This is a genomic window from Marinobacter sp. 1_MG-2023 (assembly GCF_030549045.1).
Taxonomy (GTDB): domain Bacteria; phylum Pseudomonadota; class Gammaproteobacteria; order Pseudomonadales; family Oleiphilaceae; genus Marinobacter.
Window position 1 is genome coordinate 41,273 of sequence record NZ_JAUOST010000006.1, and the last position, 14,609, is coordinate 55,881.

Annotated in this window: 13 protein-coding genes; 9 read left to right on the forward strand and 4 right to left on the reverse strand. The window is 52.3% G+C overall.

The features are described from left to right. The first annotated feature begins 74 nt into the window (after positions 1-74). From Q4606_RS14415 to Q4606_RS14440, 6 genes are all read left to right on the forward strand, one after another. Positions 75-1,040, forward strand: a complete 966-nt coding sequence (locus Q4606_RS14415) for an ABC transporter substrate-binding protein (RefSeq protein ID WP_303595873.1) — start codon at positions 75-77, stop codon at positions 1,038-1,040. Positions 1,041-1,258: 218 nt separating this feature from the next. Continuing rightward, positions 1,259-2,227 (forward strand): beta-ketoacyl-ACP synthase III, encoded by a 969-nt coding sequence (locus Q4606_RS14420; RefSeq protein WP_303595872.1) that lies wholly within the window; start codon positions 1,259-1,261, stop codon positions 2,225-2,227. 125 nt (positions 2,228-2,352) lie between these two features. Further along, a complete protein-coding gene (locus tag Q4606_RS14425) occupies positions 2,353-2,625 on the forward strand; it encodes a YebG family protein (protein WP_303607958.1) in 273 nt (90 codons plus the stop codon). 169 nt (positions 2,626-2,794) lie between these two features. Then, on the forward strand, positions 2,795-4,276 hold the full coding sequence (locus Q4606_RS14430; protein ID WP_303607959.1) for an NAD(P)/FAD-dependent oxidoreductase: 1,482 nt from the start codon (positions 2,795-2,797) through the stop codon (positions 4,274-4,276). Between the two features lie 81 nt (positions 4,277-4,357). Further along, positions 4,358-5,035, forward strand: coding sequence for a FadR/GntR family transcriptional regulator (locus Q4606_RS14435; protein ID WP_303607960.1), 678 nt, complete (start codon positions 4,358-4,360; stop codon positions 5,033-5,035). Between the two features lie 2 nt (positions 5,036-5,037). Beyond that, positions 5,038-6,045, forward strand: a complete 1,008-nt coding sequence (locus tag Q4606_RS14440; RefSeq protein WP_303607961.1) for a bile acid:sodium symporter family protein — start codon at positions 5,038-5,040, stop codon at positions 6,043-6,045. A gap of 13 nt (positions 6,046-6,058) precedes the next feature. On the opposite strand, the gene Q4606_RS14445 is transcribed toward Q4606_RS14440, so the two are convergent. Beyond that, positions 6,059-6,673, reverse strand: coding sequence for a J domain-containing protein (locus Q4606_RS14445; protein WP_303607962.1), 615 nt, complete (start codon positions 6,671-6,673; stop codon positions 6,059-6,061). A 215-nt stretch (positions 6,674-6,888) separates the two neighbouring features. On the opposite strand from Q4606_RS14445, the gene Q4606_RS14450 reads away from it, so the two are divergent. Genes Q4606_RS14450 through Q4606_RS14460 form a run of 3 tightly spaced genes read left to right on the forward strand, consistent with a single transcriptional unit; the run spans position 6,889 to position 11,913 of the window. Beyond that, entirely contained in the window at positions 6,889-8,970 is a 2,082-nt protein-coding gene (locus Q4606_RS14450; RefSeq protein WP_303607963.1) for a TonB-dependent siderophore receptor, read from the forward strand. A gap of 35 nt (positions 8,971-9,005) precedes the next feature. Continuing rightward, complete coding sequence (locus Q4606_RS14455) at positions 9,006-9,968, forward strand: ABC transporter substrate-binding protein (protein ID WP_303595865.1); 963 nt, start codon at positions 9,006-9,008, stop codon at positions 9,966-9,968. After that, positions 9,961-11,913 (forward strand): response regulator, encoded by a 1,953-nt coding sequence (locus Q4606_RS14460; RefSeq protein ID WP_303607964.1) that lies wholly within the window; start codon positions 9,961-9,963, stop codon positions 11,911-11,913. The genes Q4606_RS14455 and Q4606_RS14460 overlap by 8 nt, the downstream gene beginning before the upstream one ends. A 47-nt stretch (positions 11,914-11,960) precedes the next feature. On the opposite strand, the gene gorA is transcribed toward Q4606_RS14460, so the two are convergent. Genes gorA through Q4606_RS14475 form a run of 3 tightly spaced genes read right to left on the reverse strand, consistent with a single transcriptional unit; the run spans position 11,961 to position 14,605 of the window. Next, a complete protein-coding gene (gene gorA, locus Q4606_RS14465; RefSeq protein ID WP_303595863.1) occupies positions 11,961-13,322 on the reverse strand; it encodes a glutathione-disulfide reductase in 1,362 nt (453 codons plus the stop codon). Positions 13,323-13,348: 26 nt separating this feature from the next. Then, the gene (locus Q4606_RS14470; protein ID WP_303595862.1) at positions 13,349-14,017 is read right to left on the reverse strand and encodes an N-acetyltransferase; all 669 of its coding nucleotides are present in this window, start codon (positions 14,015-14,017) and stop codon (positions 13,349-13,351) included. 57 nt (positions 14,018-14,074) lie between these two features. Beyond that, positions 14,075-14,605 carry a type II secretion system protein M gene (locus Q4606_RS14475; RefSeq protein WP_303607965.1) on the reverse strand — a complete coding sequence of 177 codons (531 nt, stop codon included), beginning with the start codon at positions 14,603-14,605 and terminating at the stop codon, positions 14,075-14,077. Between the last annotated feature and the right edge of the window lie 4 nt (positions 14,606-14,609).

Consider the following 14,609-nt stretch of genomic DNA (forward strand, 5'->3'; position numbering starts at 1 on the left):
GGGTGTATCACCTCAGATTACCCGGCCGTCTGGCCCGCTTTCCTTTCAGCCAAAAAACAATAAAAGGTCATTTCATGCGTTTTCTTATCCTAGCTCTTTTACTGGTCAGCCCTTTGTGTTTCGGAAAAACTGTCGTCGTTATCGAAAGCTATCACGATGAATACAAATGGGATGCTGATTACCTCCGCGCCATCGAATCGGTCCTGGGGGCTAAATATGACATCCGCGTACTGGCGCTCGATACCAAGCGCCTACCTAAATCAGAGTGGCCTCAGAAAGTAGCAAGCATCCAGCAAACTGTGGCTGAAATAAAACCGGACGTTGCGATATTGGGTGATGACAACGCATTTACACTCATGGCACAGCACCTTGCCGACAACGAAATCCCAGTGGTCTTTTTCGGAGTAAATGGTGGCCCTGACCAGCACCCAGCGCTGACGCACCCCCTTGTCACCGGTATTCTTGAGCGCCCTTTCTTTGCTGAGAACGTTCGCCATATGCGTAAGGTACTGAAGCAAAATGAACGCTTTCTGGTCTTGATGGACGATTCACCAACTATGAGAAATGCGGTTGAGGAATATTTCGGAGATGTTCGTCAAACCAGGCTTCATGGCTCTCATCTGGATATCGTGCTCACCAACGATAAGGACGCCTGGCTAAACGCCGTATTCACAGCACACGAGCGATATGATGCGATCATCGTAGGCACCCATCACACCATCCGTGACCGAAACGATAAATACATCCAACCCAGGGATCTGATGGATCAGGCGTTCATTCGCTCTCAAGTTCCCATATTTTCATTCTGGGATATTTTCATCGGGGAAAATCAGGGCATCGGCGGATTTACCGTTTCCGCCTACCAGGAGGGGGTCACGGGTGCCCGGCTGGCATCACTGATTCTTAATGGCCTGAAGCCCCACCAGATACCTCAAATCAAATCTATCAGTGGACATTACGTGTATAGCCGAAGCGGCATGCAACACTGGAATGTTGCCCTCTCACCCCTGATCGCAAGTCAATCCAGCTTTGTTGATTAGAAGCCCCAGAAACGAATCAGACACCGGATGAAAAAGACCGGCCAAACGGAAGTTTTCACCGGTGTCTTTGACAAACCGCTAATAACAGACAAAGGTTCAGAGGTATAGCATGCTCGCAAGCCAAGGAGCGTTTAAAACGCATTGAGTGCCCGAGACATCATAAGGGCGCTATAGATGCATATTGCTCCCTAATCGGACACACCGTGGGATTTTCGCGAATGACCTTTGCACGTATTGCCGGCACTGGCTCTTATCTGCCAGAGAATATAGTTACCAATAAAGACCTCGAAAAGACAGTCGATACCACAGACGAGTGGATCCGTGAGCGCACAGGAATCGAACGGCGGCACATTGCTGTTGAGGGCCAGACAACAGTGGACCTGGCCGAGCAGGCCGCGCTCAATGCCATAGAGGCCGCTGGTATCGATGCCAGCGATATCGATCTGATCATTTTTGCCACATCCACTCCCGACAAGATTTTCCCGAGTTCTGCCTGCATTCTGCAGGCACGGCTGGGTATTCGTGGCTGCCCGGCTTTCGACATACAAGCGGTATGCAGCGGCTTTGTCTACGCTCTCTCGGTTGCCGACAAATTCATAAAAACCGGAAGCAGTAAAAAGGCACTGGTTGTGGGTGCGGAAGTGTTTTCTCGTATCATAGACTGGTCAGATCGAGGCACCTGCGTGCTATTCGGTGACGGTGCGGGCGCTGTTATTCTTGAAGCACATGAAGAAACCGGGATTCTTTCCACGCACATCCACGCAGACGGTAAGTACGAAAAACTCCTGCATGTTCCCTGCGGCATTGCCGATGGCTACGATCAGGTAAAAGCCGGGCTGGCTTTCGTGGAAATGAAAGGCAACGAAGTCTTCAAAGTTGCTGTAAACACCCTGGGCAAGATTGTTGACGAGACCCTGGCAGCAAACCGAATGAAAAAGTCTGATATTGACTGGCTGGTTCCCCATCAGGCCAACCTCCGAATCATTTCTGCCACCGCAAAAAAACTGAATATGTCCATGGACCAGGTGGTTGTTACCGTCAACGAACACGGCAACACCTCCGCTGCTTCCATTCCCCTTGCCCTGGATGTTGCGGTCAGAGATGGGCGTATTCAACGCAATGAGGTTATTTTGCTTGAGGCGTTTGGCGGCGGCTTTACCTGGGGTTCGGCGCTGTTACGCTATTGATTGGAATTTTATAAGCCTTCCCGACGAGCTGACAGCTTTCGCCGCTCATGGGTGTTTTTCTATGTGATAGTCGGATACACTGTATGCTTATACAGTAAAGCAGACATTCACTGCGAGGAATGACCATGGCGGTACAAGCAGTCTATTTTTCCGATAGGGACGGCCTGGATATGGCATTAAAAAACCCTGACACCATGCTTTTCACTTCAAAAACAGACGCTGATGCCCGAGACAAAATACTCGAGCTGGCGGAAGAAATTCAGGTTTTTCTGGCGCGGAAAGTTGAAGGCCTGGGCGATGATATGGCCGAAAAGTGCGCCATGGCCATCGCCGAGGACAAAGATCTCTTTCAGAAAGCTCTGAAAAAGCCAGACCTTCTGAACGCTGCTCAGGATTAACCTGGGCAGCCGTACCAGACACCCTCATCAAACCGTTCCTGCCCGCCCCCCGGGCAGTACACTCTGTGCAGCCACCCACACTGTCCTAAACTGCCATAACGCCCGTTACGCCAGGTGCGTATAATGAACAATGCGTCACTATTATAATAAAACGGTTGGACCAGCAGATATGACTCAGCAAAACAGCAGTACGCAGCCCTCAATCATCATAATCGGAACCGGGTTTGGCGGCCTGGGCATGGCGATTCAACTAAAAAAAGCAGGCTTTGAGCGGGTCACACTGCTGGAAAAAGACAGCCAAGTTGGTGGTACCTGGCGCGACAACACATACCCCGGCGCTGCCTGCGATGTGCAATCGCACTTTTACTCCTACTCTTTCGAACCCAAACACGACTGGTCGCGCAAATTCGGGCTACAGCATGAACTCCTCGGGTACATGGAACACTGCGTTGAAAAGTACGGCCTTGGAAATCAGATCCGTTTCAACTGCGAAGTGGCGGAAGCGACGTTTGACGAAAGCCTCAACCTCTGGTCGCTAAGACTTACCAGCGGTGAAACCCTCGAAGCACAAGTCGTCATCACGGCAACCGGCCAGTTGAATCAGCCTGCGTGGCCCGATATCAAAGGCATGAACGATTTTGAAGGAACCTGCTTTCACTCGGCACGTTGGGATCATGATTATGATCTTACGGACAAGCGCGTTGCGGTTATCGGTACCGGAGCCAGCGCGATTCAGTTCGTACCGGAAATTGCTGGCAAGGTTCAATCGCTTTCCCTGTTTCAACGCTCGGCCGCCTGGGTTCTGCCAAAAGCAGACAGGCCCTTCAAACGCTGGGAGCAAACCCTGTTCAAGGTCATTCCCATTTGGGACAGGCTTTACCGCTATCTGATTTATTGGAAGAACGAAAGCCGGGGCCTGGCGTTCACCCGTTTCAGTCGCCTGCTCGACATATTTGCCAGACAGGCCAAAACGGAGGCCACCAAATATGTTTCGGATCCGGAAAAGCTCAAACACATCATTCCCGATTACCAGATTGGTTGTAAGCGGATTCTGATTTCCAATGACTGGTATCCAGCCATTAACCGACCCAATCTGGACCTGGTTACAGACCCGATCGAAAAGATTGACAGCACTGGCGTCCAGACACGGTCCGGTGACCACTATCCTGTTGATGCCATTATCTTTGGAACCGGCTTCCGTGCCTCGGAGTTCCTGTCTCCAATTCGTGTAACCGGGCGCGGCGGAAAAACGCTTAACGAAGCCTGGCAAGATGGCGCTGTTGCCTTCAAAGGCATTACGGTCTCCGGCTTCCCGAATCTTTTTATGCTGTATGGGCCGAATACCAATCTGGCGCACAATTCCATTCTGTACATGCTGGAATCACAATTTAACTATGTACTCGATTGCCTGAAGGTTCTGCAAAAGTATCCCGGTGCCGCCATGGACGTTCGAAAAGATCGCCAGGAACGCTATTCCAGCGTTGTTCAACAGGGGCTTGAAGGCAGCGTGTGGAGCTCTGGTTGCAATTCCTGGTACCTCGATGCCAACGGAAAGAACACCCTGAACTGGCCAGGCTTCACCTTTTCCTATCGTTTTTCCACCCGCCACGCCGACACAGCTGACTACCAACTACTCGATCCGCCCGGGTGATACCCGGCTTTAGCTTCAGAGTTTGCATTGCCCACAAATACATAGGATGATTGGATGATAGGTTAAACGGATGATAGGCTCATGTTAGAAAGAATCCAGAAAGGCTCGTTGGTGGAAACTGCGATAGAAAGCCTGAGACACGCCATAGAAACCGAGCAGTGGCCGGTAGGCGGCAAACTGCCCGTGGAATCAGAGCTTTCAGACGCTCTTGGAGTGAGCAGAAACACCGTTCGTGAAGCCGTGCGAGTACTGGCCCATGTCGGGATGCTGGAAACCAGACAGGGCGATGGCACCTATGTACGGGCCACCCGAGATGCCGGGGAAACTCTCAAACGCATCGCCCGCACCCAACTCACGGATCAGCTGGAAGTCCGGATCATGCTCGAAACAGAAGCATCAAAACTCGCAGCGCAACGACGCACAGACCACGACCTCCGCACCATGACCATGGCACTGGATGCAAGAGGCAAAGCGGATACCAACCTGGAAGCCCGCATTCGCCATGACGAGGCCTTTCACCATGCACTGGTGGCTGCATCCCATAACTCCGCATTGGCGGAGCTCTATGATTACTTCTCCCACGCCATCACGCAGACAATCGAACGCACGGAAAGCGACGCGGACTTACCCGAGCCATCGCAGGAAGATCATGAACTGCTGCTGGCCGCGGTGCGCCGACAGGATTCAGTAAAAGCTGAAAAGCTTGCCCGAGAGCTTCTTGCCCCCAGCCTCAAAGCGCTTCGCAAGAGAGGCTCCTGATCATGAAGTTCAGACCAGACATCTTTACCATCCTGCTCCTAGGCGCCATTGTCCTGGCTTCATTTCTGCCCGCAACAGGCTCTGCCGGGGATTTTCTGGCCAGTGCCGGGACAGTAGCCGTCGCCCTGCTCTTCTTCTTTCATGGTGCCGCACTGTCGAGGGAGCAGATTGTTGCCGGCGCTTCACACTGGCGACTCCACATTCTCATCACCCTGCTCACGTTCGTGTTCTTCCCTCTGGTTGTGCTCCCCATTAACGGCATGAGCAGTTTTGCACCGTCTTGGATGCCAGCAGACCTGGGCCTTGGTTTTCTCTACCTGGGAGTACTCCCCTCCGCGGTATCCTCATCCATTGCCTATACCGCCATGGCGCGCGGGAACGTCCCTGCAGCCATCTGCAGCGCTGCGGCATCCAATGTGTTTGGCATGATGCTCACACCCTTCTTGCTTCTGTTGCTCGTGAGTTCCGCCGGTAGCGGCGACTTTGCGGTGGGCGAAGCCCTGAAAGATATCGTCTTGCAGCTGTTATTACCGTTTGCAGTGGGGCATGCCATGAGACCGGTTCTGGGAGGGTATTTGGCGCGCAATGAAAGCCTGATGGCGCGCTACGATAAATGCGTAATCTGGCTGATCGTGTATTCCGCCTTCTCGCATTCAGTGGAAAGCGGGCTCTGGCAAAACCTGCCTGCAAAAGCCATTGTCCTCACTATCCTGCTGTGCATCGCCTTGCTGGCATTGTTTATGTTTTTTGCGAGGTTGCTGGTGCGGCGGTTCGGGTTCAGTCTGGAAGACGAAGCGGCGGTAGTTTTCTGCGGCTCCAAAAAGAGCCTGGCTTCCGGGCTGCCAATGGCAAAGGTGCTATTCTCCGGGCACCCCGGGTTTGGCATGATCGTTTTGCCGATCATGTGCTACAACCAGGTTCAAGTAATTCTCGGCGCGATTCTGGCCCAGAAATACCGGGACAAAATTGCCGAGTCCAGATCAGCGCAAATAGAAACGGATAAAGCGTGATCGGGTGGTGACGTCAGCCACCGCCCATGCCGCCAAAAAGCATGGCGAGTATGACAAGCCCGATAACCCAACCGATAACCGCCGGCCAGAAATTGACCATTTGCGGAGGCTCTGACTCTATCCCCTCCTCTGCCATATCCGGCTCTGGATAAGTACGCTCATCTTCCAGAGCTACGGCGTCCTGAAGGCTGTGCCAGTCAAACCATTCTGCCAGAAAACGCACAACCGGCCCGGGAAAACTGCCATTTTCAGCCATGGGGCGAAGCTGGGGCTCCAATTGCCGGCCTATCTCCCGGCGCACGGGCAACTGGTCAGCCGGGGGCTCGCAGAGAATGGCTTTCCATATTCCGGCATCCGAAGTCCTGCCAGAGTCATTCAAAAGCGCCTTGATCTGAATAACAACCTCACGGGCAACCTGGCTTTCCGAGGCATCCAGCTCCCGAGTTTCTGAACTTACTGCCGGGGCTACGGGCGTCTCTTCAACCGGCTCACCAATCGCTTCCCGGAACGCTTCTTTCAGCTGGACAGCTTCGCTATCCGACGCAAACCGAAGCTGGTTCTCGTATGCGTCCTGAACCCTCTGGCGATCGCGGGTAGGCTCAATTCCAAGAATTTCCCAGCAATTCATATCAGGCTTACTCCTACCCTTGTAATTCATGACATTTTTGAGAGACAAACACCATGTAGTCAAATACGATAGTGAAAAACACAAGAAAATTGTTATTTCGCTTTTAACTCGGCAATTATAGAACGACACCCATGTCCGTTACGAATTTCAGAGATCACAGTCGACGGCGTTCCTCGCCCTGTACCCTCAAGTTTTTAACGAGAGGGATTCTGGGATTGCTACTCTCGACTCCAACCCTTGCGCAGCCGCTTTCCGAAGAATCTGGCCAGATTGGTTTCTACGGATTCAACGACGAGATACCGGAAGTACTGACGACTACCCGGTTACGGCAGCCCAAAACAAGGGTGCCCGGAACGACCACCGTTATCGACGGCGCGATGATTCGTGACCTCGGCATAATGAGTCTGGCGGAGATATTCCGCCTTGTCCCGGGGATGGTTGTTGGAGATGTGGGCAGCGGCACTCCAGTCACCACCTATCATGGCACTGTACATTATGAACAACGGCGCATGCAGGTTCTGGTTGATGGCCGCACCGCGCACCGCGCTACCCTGTCTGATATGGACTGGCAAACCATGCCGGTTCCGCTGGAGCTTATCGAAAGAATTGAAGTAAGCCGGGGCCCGAATTCTGCGGCCTATGGCATTAATGCCTTTCTGGGTACCATCAACATCATTACCCGCAACCCGGCCGATACCGCCGGTACAGAGATTCGCGTTGTTGGAGGCTCCAGAGACTATCTCCGTACCTTTGCTTCCGTTGGCGATGTCAGCGACAGCTACGACTGGCGGTTAGCGTTCGAAAAGCGCAAATTCGGCGGTTTTGATTATCAACTTGATGACGACGAAGAGCCTATACCTTTTAACAGCGGCCATGATATCAATGTTTTCAACTATGACTCACGACTCAAGGTTAACTCCGGCTTTAATGCAGATATTCGCGTCGGCGTAGTAGATGGAATAAACGAAGAAGATTTTTTTAAAGACGGCGAACTCGGCGCCACTGACAACCCGGACATCGACGTGCGGGACTATTATCTTCAGACGCAGCTTAACTTCACCACATCGAGAACCCATTTTTTTCACGTTCAGGTGAACTTCGAGAATTTCAATCGCAGACAGCGTTGGCCCATAGAAGTACCCGAATCAGTAGTAAATTGCCTCATCATCGGTGCCGATGTATTTGACGAAGCTAATAACTGCTTTCAAGCAGGCGGCACGCCACTGACCGCCAACGTAAACTCAGACTCCGAAGACTCCAGACTTGAATTTGAATTTCAGGATACGTTGTTATTTAGCGATGAGTTGAAGCTCGTTACCGGATTGGGTTATCGCAAAGACACGTTTCGGTCTGAGACGTTTTTCAACGGGCGGGGGACCAGCTACCAGTCGCGAGTATTTGGTAACCTGGAATATACCCCTATCGACTGGCTCACATTAAATGGTGGCGGTAACTGGGAGCGCACGACAACCACCGACGAGGGCTACTTTTCACCCCGGTTTGCTGCAAATTTCACACTTGGAAACAATCACGCGCTAAGGTTTGTGTATTCGAAAGCTGTGCGCACACCTGATAGTTTTGAGCAGAACCCGGAATATGGGTATACATTGAGAGATATCGCGCCGGCGCAATACGCTTTACTCGAGGGCTATCGGGTAGAATCCCCCCTTGATACTCGTACGGGAACGCTTGAAGAAGAGAACATTATTTCACGAGAAATCAGTTATTTCGGGCAATTCCCTCTGGATCAAGGCCAGTTCTCTCTCGAAGTCAGGGTATTCAAGGACAAGATGCGGGATATGATAAGCGGCATCATAGGGTTCCAAGACTGGACGATCGACAACAACGTGGATATCGACCAGAAAGGTTTTGAAGTGGAAGCAGCCCTGGATTACCCCGGAACAACATTCAGAGTCAGCTACGGCTATCTTGATCAGGACGACTGGTACAACGGTCCAGAAATTTCTAATAACGAGACTACCAACTACAAGGAAAAGAAGTACAAGGTAGCTCTTCTGGGAAGACTTTCGGCAAGGCACTCCGGCAGTATCGTATTGATTCAGAACTTGCCGTTCGGTCTGAAAGGCTCCACCGCCTTTTATTGGGCAGATCAACTCAAAGAATCCAGGTTTGAGCGCCTCGACCTTCGCCTGGCAAAATCGTTCCTTCAGCCCCGGTACACGGCCGAGTTTGCTGTTACAGTGCAACATTACATGAACACAGATCCAGATGTGAGTATCGATAATAATATCGAGGATCAGAACCAGCTTTTCCTGGAAGCAGGTATCCGTTTCTGATCTTTAATCAGGGAATGCTTCTGGCCCGGGATGGTATGACAGAAAACGCCGTTTTGTTTTGGAAACTGGCTAAAGCCACTTTGCTCCGCGCTGTGTTGATAGCGGTAGTAGTTGTCGGTTCAGTTTCCGCTCAAACCGGTGGTATTGAGCGTTCACCAGTCTACCTGGCAGTTTCGGGCAATGTTGCCCTGGACCAGCATATCCATGACCTCCTGCAGCAAAGTTTTCATAAGCATTGGGATCTGATTTCCGTTTCGGGTGAACAGGCAGCCCTGATTGAAGACGCTCCAGTGATTACAATCGGCCCCGGCGCGTTTTCCCGAGTTCGTCAGGCAAACCGAAAGGTCCCAGTTCTTGCCATGCTGACAACACGGGACTTTCTCGAAGGCTTCGCTAGCCGGTCTCCTGGGCAGATTTCCGGGGTCTATTTCGATGTCCCATTACTCCGGCAAGCTTTGATCGGAAAGACCATTCTTCCCCACGCTAGCCGAATAGCATTGATTGCTACCACAGCTTCCGCTGAGCTTTACGACTCTCTTATTGATGAGCTTCCGCAATACGGGCTTGAGGCACAGCTTTTCATTGTTAAAGAAGATAAACAGCTTATCCCGACACTCGTTCGGGCGCTCAGTTATGGCGATTTCTTATTGGCTGCACCAGACAACGCCATATATAACCCCAGAACTATAAAGCACGTTCTGCTCACCGCTTACCGCAGGAACAGAATCGTTATCGGCCCCAGCCAGGCCTATGTCAAAGCGGGTTCCATCGCAGCCGGTTACGCGCCTTTCCCGGTTATGACCGAGATGGCAGCGGAGTATTTGCAAGAATTCTTTGAAACCGGAACTTTCCCGGAACCGGATTACCCCCCCTCCTTTAACATTGCGATCAACCAACAAGTTGCCAGGTCCCTGAACATTCCTCTCGCCCCCAAGGAGCAGATCGTTAAGTCCGTTGAATTACAGATAGAAAATAAGGGAGTGCAAATAGATGAGTGAGCGTAATGCCGCCGGCACTCCACTGTCCCGGAAGTTGTTGCTGTTAGGCGCAATGCCCGCCATTGTGATGTTTATAACTCTGATCGGTTTCTTTACATCTGTGCGGCTCGAAGATGCACGACAGGATCTGGCCGACAGCAACCAGCTCATGGCGGATAGCCTGGCACCCTCTCTCGAGTACGCAGTTGTTTCCGGGAACACCCTGGCACTGCAAGAAATACTCTCCCAGTCGATCAGGCATAGCAAGGCTGACTGGGTGCGCGTAACAGACGTGACTGGTGAAGAGATTGGCATTGCGGCGAATGGCAAAATCGAACTGTTTGAGCTGCCGGGTGAGTTCAAGGTTTATGAGGCCGAGATTCTTCAGAAACCGCTAGAGTTCGAAACGGACAGGGACACCCATTGGTTCGAACCAGAATACGGATACGGATCAGGTGCACTGCGAGTCGGGACCGTTCAGGTGGGCGTCAGCGATGAGGCCCTGGAAGCACGACGCCGGGATATCCTCTGGACATCCGTGACACTTGGCATTTCGCTGCTGCTGTTTACCATTCTGGTAGTCAAACGCTCAGTGACAGCGATTCTTTCGCCTATTCACGAGGTTTCCGGGCGTATCAAGCGCCTGATCGAACGGGATTACCGGGCAGCAAAAGTATCTACAAAACGCAACTCAAGAGACGTGATTGCCATACAGCAACAACTCAACGAGCTAGCAGAACATCTTAGTGCACTGCGAGCGCTACAAGAGAAAACCCTGGCCGTTTCCGAGCAGGCTCGTGAAAAGGCAGAAAACGCCAACCAGACCAAGTCCGAGTTTCTGGCTACCATGAGCCATGAATTGCGTACTCCGCTGAACGGTGTACTGGGTATGATTGACCTTGCGCAGGAGGATACGCTCACTCCGAGACAGCGGGATTATTTGCAAACTGCCCGACAGTCCACCGAGGATCTGCTTACTGTTATAAGCGACATTCTTGAATACGCCCGCATGGACAGGGGCGCGGTTGTTCCGGAGCAGAGGGTTTTTGATCTGCGGGCACTCATCACGAATTGCGTTGCGTCATACCGTCATGTGGCTGAAGCACAGGGCTTGGCCCTTACGCTTGATTTTTATGGTGACTGGCCTGAGACCACGCACGTAAAAGGAGATGCGCCGAGGATTCGGCAGATTTTTGCGTACCTGCTCGATAACGCAATCAGGTTCACAACCGAGGGTTTTGTATACGTACAAGTTGGTTGTTTGGGCGTTGAGGATGGGTGCATGATTCTCAACTGCTCTGTAAACGACTCGGGTAACGGCATACCTCATGATGCTCTACCTGATATGTTCAGTTCACTCGAACAGCTGGATACAGACAACGCCGGATCTTTTGGTGGTGTCGACATGGGTTTGTCTCTAGTCCAGCGCCTCGTTGAACTATTGGGTGGGCACATACAAATCGGAACAGACCCGGGTAAAGGCTCTTCGTTCCGCTTTGAGTTGCCTCTGGAGTTTGTGACTCTGGCTGAAAACGCGATATCCTCTGAAACAACAACGCAAGGCGAATTATCTCTCTCCATGCAGGCACTGGTTGTCGAAGACAATCCCGTAAACCAGCGCGTTGCAACCGCAATTCTGAACCGACTTGGCTTCAATACAGACACAGTTACGAACGGAAAGGAAGCCCTGAATAAGGTCCGAAACAGCCATCAAGGTTACGACGTAATTCTGATGGATTGCCAGATGCCAATCATGGATGGCTACGAAACCACACGCGATATCCGTGAATGGGAAGTTGGAAACGGCTTGGGAAGAACGCCCATTATTGCCCTCACAGCCGACCTGCTGCCAGAGACTCACCAAAAATGCCTTGAGAGCGGCATGGACGACTACTTATCCAAACCTGTGAAAAAGGAAGATCTGCAGGAGGTGTTGAAACGCTGGGTAACGCTGACAGAAAGCTGATCGCTAGTGGGTGAAGAACCGAGCCCATCCATGGGCTCCTGCTCTGATCAGGACACAGGTTCCCGCATGGTGACGAACTCTTCTGCAGAAGTTGGGTGAATGCCCATGGTGGAATCAAACTGAGCCTTGGTTGCACCCGCCTTGATAGCCACGGCAAGCCCCTGGGTGATCTCACCAGCGTCTGGCCCGACCATGTGCGCACCAAGAACCCGATCAGTTGCGTCATCGACCACAAGCTTCATCAGGCAGCGTTCATCACGACCGCTGAGAACATATTTCATGGGCCGGAACTCAGACCGGTAGACTCTCAGGGTGTGCCCTGCTTCCCTTGCATCTTCTTCGGTTAGCCCTACGGTACCGATATTAGGCTGACAGAAAACAGCCGTCGGGATTGATGTGTAGTCCATCTCTCCCTCGCCATCCCCGAACAGCCTGCGCGATAGCACCATCGCCTGTGCTATTGCCACCGGCGTCAGTTGCGGCGTACCGATAATATCGCCCAGCGCCGTTATAGAAGGGACTGAAGTCTGGAAATGGTCGTCCACAACAACATGACCGGATGCGTTAAGCTCAATACCCAGCTCAGTCAGGCCCAGACCATCTACCAGGGCCCTTCTGCCGGTTGCCGCCATCACAAGCCCGGTCTCCATAACCGTCCCGTCACTGCGTTTGACCTTGTAGTGGGAGTTCTCGGCTTCAACCGACTCAATCGTCACACCAAACTCAAGCCGGATGCCTTTTTTACGCATTTCCTGCTCGGTGAAGCGCCGAACATCATTATCAAAGCCGCGAAGGAACAGATCGCCCCGGTAAAGCAGCGTGGTTTCGACCCCGAGACCTGCCAGAATACCGGCGAATTCCACTGCGATATAACCACCACCCCAGACTACCGCCTGCCTGGGTAGCTGCGGCAGATAGAACATCTCGTTCGACGTGAGGATGCACTCCTTACCCGGAATATCCGGAACCACCGGCCAGCCCCCTGTCGCCACAGTGATGTGGGATGCTGAGTATTCCTTTTCGCCTACCGTGACCGTGTTCGGGTCTTTAATGGACGCGGTACCATTGATCACCGTAACACCCGCGTTCTCAAGCATGCGCGCGTAAATACCGTTAAGCCTCTCGATCTCGGTATTTTTATTGGCGACCAGTGTTGGCCAGTCAAAGCTAACGTCGTCGAGTGGAACCTTCCAGCCGTAACCTGCCGCGTCTTCCAGCTCATCATGGACATGGGCGCCATAGACAAACAGTTTTTTGGGCACACAGCCAACGTTCACGCAAGTACCCCCAAGATAGCGGGACTCAACTACCGCTACCCGGGCACCACGCCCGGCCGACATACGCGCCAAGCGCACGCCACCTGAACCTGCACCAATAACAATCAGATCATAATCGTGGCTGTCAGACACAGTCTCTCCTGCTGTTAAGAAAAATGTTAGTTTTGGTTAACCGTAGTTTTGGCCTCAGGGCGGATTTCACGGAACAGTATATGATCCTCATAACCACCAAGCCGTATTTTTCCGAGACTACGGAAGCCTTCCGATTCATAAAAAGGGAGATAGCGGCTATTGCCAGTATCCAATACCAGCCCGCTTGCTCGCGGATTTTCAGCACAGAGTTTCTGAACAGCCCTGAGCAGAACCCGACCGTAACCGCGATTCTGATACTTCGGGTTCACGCCCATCATTGGCAACTGGTGAGCCAATGGCTGCGGTAACATTGCGCGTATTTTTTCATGGTAATCAAGATAGCGCCGGGTAGAGGCAAAACCGGCTGTAAGTACCATGCGGATCCTCCAACTGAACTGACTCGCCAGGTCCATACGCAGATCCGGGTCGCCGATGAACGCAACGGCAACCAGTGTATCGTCGACCATCACGCCGACCGCTTCCTGCTCCAGCTCAAAGTAGAGATCAACCAACTCACGAATGGTTGCCCGAACACGTTGCTTGTAACCAGGTTTCCGGTGATTGAACAAAAACTGAAAGGTTGGCTCCCCCCTGTATGCGTCATACAGAATTGACCTGGCTTCATTCAAAGCGCTGACATCTAACCGGACAATGACCGGTTCTGGCTTATTATTGTTATTGCTGTCGCTACTCATGCTTTCACTCCTGCCTCTGTCCGGAGAGATAACCTCCGGCACCCTGTCACTCAAAAGTCAGATTGCCAGTGTTAAACGCACCGACACCCTGCCAGGTTCACCAGACCGATCGATCGCAGCCTGATCAATCACTACACCGTGTTTACCATTGAGCATTTCAAGCCAGCCTGCAAACTCCGCATAGGGAACGGTTTCCAGCCACACACGGATCGCACTCTCTCCGCTTGGCTCAAACCTTTGCAACGTAAGGCCGGATTCTCTTGCCGAACGTGTTACCAGAGCCATCAGCGCCCGGCCATTCTGGGGGACATCCGCTGACGTTGCAGCCTGCCCTGCGCCACTGCTTCCCAACCGCCTTATAGTCGGCTCATTGGATTGTATCCAGGCTACAAGCTCTGAGGCATTTTCCTTACTTGCAGCCGCCTGATCGTGAAAACCGGTAACCGGCTTCCAGATCGCAAAATAGAGAATCCCTAGAAACACAGCAAGGGCCAACACCACAAGTGCCTGCTGATCCCGACGGGGGAGCTGATCATACTGAGCAATTAACTTGCCTACCGAGGGCTGTTCTTTCAGCTTCGTCAACATGATC

What these genes read in the sequence shown, in the direction of transcription:
- Q4606_RS14475 (WP_303607965.1), bottom strand. Translation starts at nt 14,605, where the DNA reads ATGTTGACGAAGCTGAAAGAACAGCCCTCGGTAGGCAAGTTAATTGCT.
- Q4606_RS14440 (WP_303607961.1), top strand. Translation starts at nt 5,038, where the DNA reads ATGAAGTTCAGACCAGACATCTTTACCATCCTGCTCCTAGGCGCCATT.
- Q4606_RS14460 (WP_303607964.1), top strand. Translation starts at nt 9,961, where the DNA reads ATGAGTGAGCGTAATGCCGCCGGCACTCCACTGTCCCGGAAGTTGTTG.
- Q4606_RS14425 (WP_303607958.1), top strand. Translation starts at nt 2,353, where the DNA reads ATGGCGGTACAAGCAGTCTATTTTTCCGATAGGGACGGCCTGGATATG.
- Q4606_RS14455 (WP_303595865.1), top strand. Translation starts at nt 9,006, where the DNA reads ATGACAGAAAACGCCGTTTTGTTTTGGAAACTGGCTAAAGCCACTTTG.
- Q4606_RS14435 (WP_303607960.1), top strand. Translation starts at nt 4,358, where the DNA reads ATGTTAGAAAGAATCCAGAAAGGCTCGTTGGTGGAAACTGCGATAGAA.
- Q4606_RS14415 (WP_303595873.1), top strand. Translation starts at nt 75, where the DNA reads ATGCGTTTTCTTATCCTAGCTCTTTTACTGGTCAGCCCTTTGTGTTTC.
- Q4606_RS14445 (WP_303607962.1), bottom strand. Translation starts at nt 6,673, where the DNA reads ATGAATTGCTGGGAAATTCTTGGAATTGAGCCTACCCGCGATCGCCAG.
- Q4606_RS14420 (WP_303595872.1), top strand. Translation starts at nt 1,259, where the DNA reads ATGACCTTTGCACGTATTGCCGGCACTGGCTCTTATCTGCCAGAGAAT.
- Q4606_RS14470 (WP_303595862.1), bottom strand. Translation starts at nt 14,017, where the DNA reads ATGAGTAGCGACAGCAATAACAATAATAAGCCAGAACCGGTCATTGTC.
- Q4606_RS14430 (WP_303607959.1), top strand. Translation starts at nt 2,795, where the DNA reads ATGACTCAGCAAAACAGCAGTACGCAGCCCTCAATCATCATAATCGGA.